The sequence below is a fragment of the Nostoc sp. NZL genome (genome assembly GCF_015714705.1).
Taxonomy (GTDB): Bacteria; Cyanobacteriota; Cyanobacteriia; order Cyanobacteriales; family Nostocaceae; genus Nostoc; species Nostoc foliaceum_A.
This window is the reverse complement of record NZ_WBKL01000099.1, coordinates 1-6,834: the sequence shown is the minus strand read 5'-3', so window position 1 is coordinate 6,834 and position 6,834 is coordinate 1. Positions and strand designations below refer to the sequence as shown.

Here is a 6,834-nt window from a genome sequence, read left to right as displayed (position 1 = left end):
GCTCTAGCATCTTTGTCCTTACTGCTTTTTCTATACTCTCAAAGCTTGTCAACTCTTCTGTTGGCGTATTCCGATAAAGAATTTCTGCTGCTTCCTGCAAACAGGTTTCCAAACGTTTGAAGTCTTCAGGGTTCATAGTAATTGCACTTGCCGCTCTTGTTGCCAGTGTAACTTTTTTCCCAAAATTATACCTGTATTTGCAAAGGTGAGATGCTCCCTGAAATTGGTACCCAACCATCTTTTCCACGATTTTTAATTGTTACTTGCTGACCACTTTGTAGAACTCCAAGAATAGGACTGTTAATAGAGGGTGCTTGCCTTACACGTAGAACTCCTCCCACAAAAATTTTGCGACAATTATCTGTTTGAGAAGTTGTTTGTGAAGGAGGTATTGGCTGCCCACATGGCTTGAGATAAGCGGCAGATACATAGCCAGACTGCGGCGATGATATAGGTACCCAACTATTTGAATAATTGGTATTTTCAATAATTACAAGTGAGTAATTACGCAATGTTCCAATAATTGCACCATCTGGACTAGACCGGATATTGAGATTATCACCATTAGTCTCAACTCGACGGCAGTTATCTGGGGCCTGTACAAGTTGGTATTTACTTGAATGCTGGAGTGATGTAGGAATATTAGAACCAGCAGGATATGCCGTCAGTGTCAACGAAAGCGTTGCAGTTATCGCTAAAGGTTTTCGCCAGTCAAAAAACGTGATCATAACCAAACTTCTCAGTCTAAAAATAATAATTACTAATACCAATTCTTTGGGAGACTGCACAAAATCAACCTTAGTTAAACTTGGAACTAAAGCCCCAAGTTCTGGAGCAACCTCACAGGTAATCGGTATAAGTCGCATTTCTAATAAATGACGTTGGTGAAGAAAGTTGTGTTGCAAAAAAACGCGTGAATAGTCAAAAAGTTGCTTGAAGAATTAATAACGCCTTTTTTTGAGTTTGCTTGCTATATATACTAAGCTTATTATTGTGATATCGAAGACGTTTAGTACTAGTTATTTTTTAGCGATCGCTTAACAGAAACACTGGCTATTCATAAGATATAAGGGCACAACAATATATTGTGCCCCTACATCTGTGGTCTATTCAATTAAAAACTGCTGTGTATGCCTAAATCTTAAGGATAAAGGCCTCTGTCAGTCAGCGCCTGCGCCACTCTACCCACCCCTAAAGTGTAAGCTGCTAATCGCAGAGGAATTTGGCGCACCTCCGACTGCTGAATTACTCGATGGTAAGCTTGTACCATCAAATGCTCCATTTCGCGGTTAACGCGCTCCTCATCCCAAAATACGTAGGAAAGACCCTGCACCCACTCCAAATAACTGACTACCACGCCCCCAGCATTCGCCAAGATGTCCGGTAGCACTGTCACGCCCCGCGCCTCTAACACTAAGTTAGCCTCAAGAGTAACCGGGCCGTTAGCCGCTTCTGCTACAATTTGCGCCTGCACCTGATTCACATTTTCTTCAGTGATTTGGTTTTCCAAAGCGGCTGGTATTAAGACATCGCAGGATAAAGTTAATAAATCTGCATTGCTAATTGGTACAGATTGGGGGAAGCCCATAATACTCTTGCGATTTTCAGCAGCGTAGACTTTCAACTTGGGAATATCAAGACCGACTTCGGAAAATACTCCCCCAGCACCTGTTGAAACAGCGATAATTTTTGCGCCTGCTTGATGTAGTAATTCTGCTGCGGCACTACCAACGTTACCGAAACCCTGAATCGCTACTCGCACTCCTGCCAAAGATTTACCTTGCTGTGCCAGCGCCTCACGGACAATAATCATCACGCCACGTCCGGTTGCCATTTCCCTTCCCAGGGAACCACCAATAGAAAGTGGTTTCCCAGTTACAACCCCTGGTACCGCATGACCGACATTCACAGAGTAAGTGTCCATCATCCAAGCCATCTCACGGGCAGAAGTACCCATATCTGGGGCAGGAATATCTACGGCAGGCCCAATATCTTTAATCAACTCGCTGATATAACGGCGGGTGATTCGCTCTAATTCGCCAACACTGTAGCGTTTTGGATCTATGGGAATACCACCTTTCCCACCACCGTAAGGAATACCTAACAAAGCACATTTCCAGGTCATCAGCATTGCTAGAGCGGATACTTCGCGTAGTGTCACAGCCGGATGGTAACGAATTCCGCCTTTGTAGGGACCTAAAACATCAGAGTGCTGCACGCGATGTCCAGCAAGAACCCGTATTTCTCCATCATCTAATTTCACGGGAATGGAAACCGTGACAACCTTACGCGGGTGGCTAAGAATTTCCAGCACACCCTGATTTAAATTTAATTCTTTAGCTGCCGCTTCTAAGTAGCTACAGGCTTGGTCAAATGGGCATATATGCGCTGGAGAAGCAGGTTCTGGCAGCAACAGCGATTTTGAAATCATAAGATTTTCTCCTAATCACGGTATCTTTACGAACCGGATATGATCTGTAACTAGCTTATCCTTTTTTTTGAGAAAATAGGAGTTTTGTAGTTTTTGTTACAGTTTTATGTTTTATATCCTGCTATAGAGGCAAAAACAGGATGTTTCTACATCAGGAGCAAATGCTTAATTAAAACTTATATATGATGTCGGTGAGATAGTTAAACTCACAAGTTTCTACCCTGCTAACGCGATCGCTGCATTCTGCCCCCCAAAGCCAAAACTCAAACATAGCACTTGCCTAATTTTACTGAGACGTGCTGCCTTAACGATTTCCAAATCAAATTCTGGCTGCTGCAATCCTACACAAGGTGGTATTATTTGATGCTTTAATGCCATGAGAGAAAAAGCCACGCCTAAGGCTCCAGATGCTCCTAGTGTATGACCTGAGCTTCCTTTTGTAGAACTAACTGCCACGCCTTGGGGAAACAAATGCTGGATGACCATGCTCTCCATCTGGTCATTTAGCTGGGTAGCTGTGCCATGAGCATGAATATAATCAATATCGGCTGGTGTCAGGCAACTACGTTCTAGACATTGTTTGATGGCAGCGATCGCACTTTTCCCCTCTGGTTCTGGTGAATTACTATGATATGCGTCGTTAGTTAAGCCAAAACCGAGAATTTCACCATACACTTTTGCTTGACGCTGCTTTGCCAACTCTGCTGATTCTAAGACAAACACAGCTGCGCCTTCGCCCAACACTAAGCCTTCCCGGTGCAAATCAAAGGGATAAGCCCCAGTTTTTGCCAAAGCACCCATCTGCTGAAACCCAGACAAAGTTAGGGGTGTAATTGGTGCTTCTACTGCGCCAGCGATCGCCTGTTGACATTGCCCAGTTTGTATAAGCAAAGCTGCTTGGGCGATCGCCCAAATTCCAGTTGCACAAGCAGCCATCGGTGCCAAAACTATACCTGATGCACCGATTTGTCTTGCAGCTGCGATCGCATTCATGTGAGGTAATGTATCTAGCCAATTTCCAAAAGAGGACACGGGCAAATTCGTCGCTTCTTCATACATTTGCCGCGCCAGAATTTCCCAAGACGCTTGATAAGAGCGACTCGATCCAATGACTACAGCACAATCAGCTAAAGGTGAGACTAACCCAGAATCTTGCAAAGCAGAAGCAACAACCATCTGAGTTAACAATGTCAATTCAGATGGTTGTTCACCAATTAAGCCTAGAGGAAGTGGTTTCAGTTCTGGAAATGGTTGATGCAAACTAATTCCAGATTTACCTGCTAGTAAATTTTGCCAGCTATCCTCTAAGCTTCCACCCAAGGCAGAAACTAGACCAATACCAGTAACACAAACCTTCACTAATTTAGGAGTTAATAATTGTTCTGACTTTTCACGGTATCTGTAAAACCTCTCTCTAAATCTCTCTCCTAAAAGGAGAGAGACTTTGAATTTTCTCCCTTTCCCCGTCGGGAAGGGGGTTAGGTTTTTCGTGGACTTTTCCACATGGACTGAATTGTCAGAGTAGTTATTCTCCCTCTGCTCGTCTACTGCCCTGGTGTTTTCAGATTTTCAGCACCTTGGGTAACTTTAGCAGAGTCAATGCGATCGCCTTGCTGAATTTTGTTCACTACATCAAGACCTTGAGTGACATTGCCAAACACGGCGTAGTTACCATCCAAGAAGGCTAGATCCGCTAAAGCAAAGTAAAACTGGGCAGAAGCGGAGTCTGGTGATTGCGATCGCGCCATCGCTACTGCACCCTGCTTATGGGGCAATACGACAGGTTGAGAAGTAGCATCAAATGGTTTATTGTAAGTCGGAGTATCTGAACCTTTAGCCTTAACTTCTAAAGGTATGTAGCGAGCATTTCCCGTTTTTGGGTCAATATAGCTACCGGTTCCCAGTCTATCTGCTGGAACTTTCGGGTCTTTGCTTTGGGGATCGCCCCCTTGAACTACAAACGGTTGGGGGTCGCGCACAACTCGATGGAAAGCTAAACCATCGTACACACCCTTTTGCACTAAATCTACGAAGTTGCCAGCTGTTATGGGGGCATCAGTACCGTCTACTTCGATAGTAATCGGTGAGCCTTTAACCGTGAGCACCACAGTAGCCTTACCTTCGAGCCTTGGTAAATCTGTTATTCCAGGAATACTCTCACTACTAGTTTGAGATACAGATGTTGCTTCAGTAGTTGTCTTAGTACCAGCCTCGCTTGTGGTCGAGGTAGCTGTCGAGGTTGGAGAAGAAGTATTAGAAGCGACTTGCTGTGTTGAACATCCTCCCAACATCAAGGCACTGATGATCACAAGAGAAAGCAAAAATTGTGAAATTTTTAACCGCATTGCCAGTTACTGATTTAACCAGAGTATCTTATCGTTTTGAGGGGCATTGGGGAGTGGAAAGTGGGGAAAGATGAGGAGGTAGCGGTTCATGAGGGAGCAAACAAAACATTATTTATTTTTCTTCATCCCCCATTCCCAATGCCCAATGCCCCATACCAAATTAAAGTCCTTCTAATGACACTCCCAAAAAGCGGGCTAATTTTGCGCCTTCTGTTTCCAACTCTGTTAAAGATAACGGTTGTCCAACCCGTGTTAAGGGTATATCTCGCCGACCCTTAATGCGTAGATAGAGTGCACGAATGGGATTAAGACCTTCTTTGACTGCTATTCGCACAGATTGCACATCTTCTATGCGGCTATCAATCTCAATTCGGCGGTTTTTGCCAGGAAATCCCCAACGGAATATTTTGATTGTGCCAGTCTCCTGATTAAATTCGTTGTAACCGCCACCTACATCCAATAAGATTACTAGCCACAGGTATGTGGCTAATAGCAAGCCAGCAGTGCCATATAACCCCATCACCAATCCTTGGGGGATGAATACCAGTTGAGTTGGATCAGAAACTATGAGTAAATTAACTTTTAAATAACTGGATATCCCAGCTAATAAAAAGCCGCTTGCTCCCAGCGTAACGATAGTTGCCCACCAGTAGTTACTGAACCGACGAGAACCGAGAACATTTTGATGCAGGAGGCGATCGCCTTTGTTAATCGTTGTTGATGCCGTCATTGAACTACCATTGCCCGTGAGATACTCGCTGTGACATACTCGCACACTGAATGCTCTTGCATAAAGTGGTGGCTCTCTGTGCCAATCCGGCGATTGCTTAGGAGGCATTGAGAGCTATATTTTAAGTCCACGGGATACTTTACCGCAGACGATAAATTTTTACCCTGTACCCTACAAATTTTACTGTCCCGGATGATGATGGCTTGCTTGCACTATGGGACAAACCACTTAGGCTATTTGTATTAGTCAAGATTTGCCAACTTCCTTTCCCGTTGTCTAACGTTTCACATAGTTTTTCTAGAGGTGTATCAACGACCGTGGCGGTGAAGTAACCATCCACATTTTACCAAACATTGTTGACAAAAACTCAACTGCGCTTCTCCCTAGTTCTTGCTACCCATATAATTTGCTAGAGCACGTTATATAATTTCTTTACTCAATCGCTGACAAAAATTCTTTCTCCCTTTTCACTCTGCTCCCCTTCCCCTGCCTGTTTTTCACATCTTGGGAATGAGTTACCCACCTACGTCCATCTTGACTAAATTTTGTTAGATTTCTGAGAAAAGTTGTGTCAAATTGTAAAATTTCTGATATTCATATTATTTATAAGGTTCGTGTTTCATACCTGATTTGCTTCTGTGTATCAGGCAAAAACCCTGACTAGTGTGATAAGTTAAGAATCATTAAGTTACCACAAGCTAGATTACTAGCCGATGGTACGTGTAATGGCATAAAGAAAGAGAAATGCTGATTTAATTAATCAGCAAGCTCTCAGAATCTCAGTTGCTTTCACGCTGTTGAGATTGTCAAAAAAAAACGTTAATTCCTCACGGCAGTCGGTTACACTGGCTCTCCGCCCTGCCTTAGAAACGTTGCAATTTTAGTAAAAAAAGAGGATTTTAGTCCGATGACCATCGCAGTTGGACGCGCCCCCAGTAGAGGGTGGTTTGACGTTCTAGACGACTGGCTCAAGCGCGATCGCTTCGTATTCGTAGGTTGGTCAGGGATACTATTGTTCCCCTGCGCCTTCCTAGCACTAGGCGGTTGGCTGACCGGTACCACCTTCGTCACCTCTTGGTACACCCACGGATTAGCCTCCTCCTATCTAGAAGGTGCTAACTTCCTGACAGTAGCAGTATCCACCCCCGCCGACAGCATGGGACATTCCCTATTGCTGTTGTGGGGACCAGAAGCCCAAGGCAACCTCACCCGTTGGTTCCAATTGGGTGGTTTGTGGCCATTCGTCGCCCTGCACGGAGCCTTCGGTTTGATTGGCTTCATGTTGCGGCAATTTGAAATTGCCCGTCTAGTAGGTATCCGTCCTTACA

5 protein-coding genes and 1 pseudogene are annotated in these 6,834 nt (G+C 44.4%); 1 reads left to right on the top strand and 5 read right to left on the bottom strand.

The genetic code is table 11. The annotated features are described in order from the left end of the window. Positions 1 to 185: 185 nt before the first annotated feature. The 5 genes from F8R90_RS14075 to F8R90_RS14055 form a co-directional block, all read right to left on the bottom strand. Positions 186 to 866 (bottom strand): SH3 domain-containing protein, encoded by a 681-nt coding sequence (locus F8R90_RS14075; RefSeq protein WP_196511270.1) that lies wholly within the window; start codon positions 864 to 866, stop codon positions 186 to 188. 275 nt (positions 867 to 1,141) lie between these two features. Continuing rightward, positions 1,142 to 2,431 carry a Glu/Leu/Phe/Val family dehydrogenase gene (locus tag F8R90_RS14070; RefSeq protein WP_196511269.1) on the bottom strand — a complete coding sequence of 430 codons (1,290 nt, stop codon included), beginning with the start codon at positions 2,429 to 2,431 and terminating at the stop codon, positions 1,142 to 1,144. A gap of 216 nt (positions 2,432 to 2,647) precedes the next feature. Then, positions 2,648 to 3,790 (bottom strand): beta-ketoacyl-ACP synthase, encoded by a 1,143-nt coding sequence (locus F8R90_RS14065; protein ID WP_196511268.1) that lies wholly within the window; start codon positions 3,788 to 3,790, stop codon positions 2,648 to 2,650. Positions 3,791 to 3,975: 185 nt separating this feature from the next. Then, the gene (locus F8R90_RS14060; RefSeq protein WP_196511267.1) at positions 3,976 to 4,776 is read right to left on the bottom strand and encodes a peptidylprolyl isomerase; all 801 of its coding nucleotides are present in this window, start codon (positions 4,774 to 4,776) and stop codon (positions 3,976 to 3,978) included. Between the two features lie 160 nt (positions 4,777 to 4,936). Beyond that, positions 4,937 to 5,506 (bottom strand): photosystem I assembly protein Ycf4, encoded by a 570-nt coding sequence (locus tag F8R90_RS14055; protein WP_196511271.1) that lies wholly within the window; start codon positions 5,504 to 5,506, stop codon positions 4,937 to 4,939. A gap of 907 nt (positions 5,507 to 6,413) precedes the next feature. Here F8R90_RS14055 and F8R90_RS14050 point away from each other — a divergent pair. Continuing rightward, positions 6,414 to 6,834 (top strand): annotated as a pseudogene (locus tag F8R90_RS14050) (photosystem II D2 protein (photosystem q(a) protein)); the annotation flags it as partial.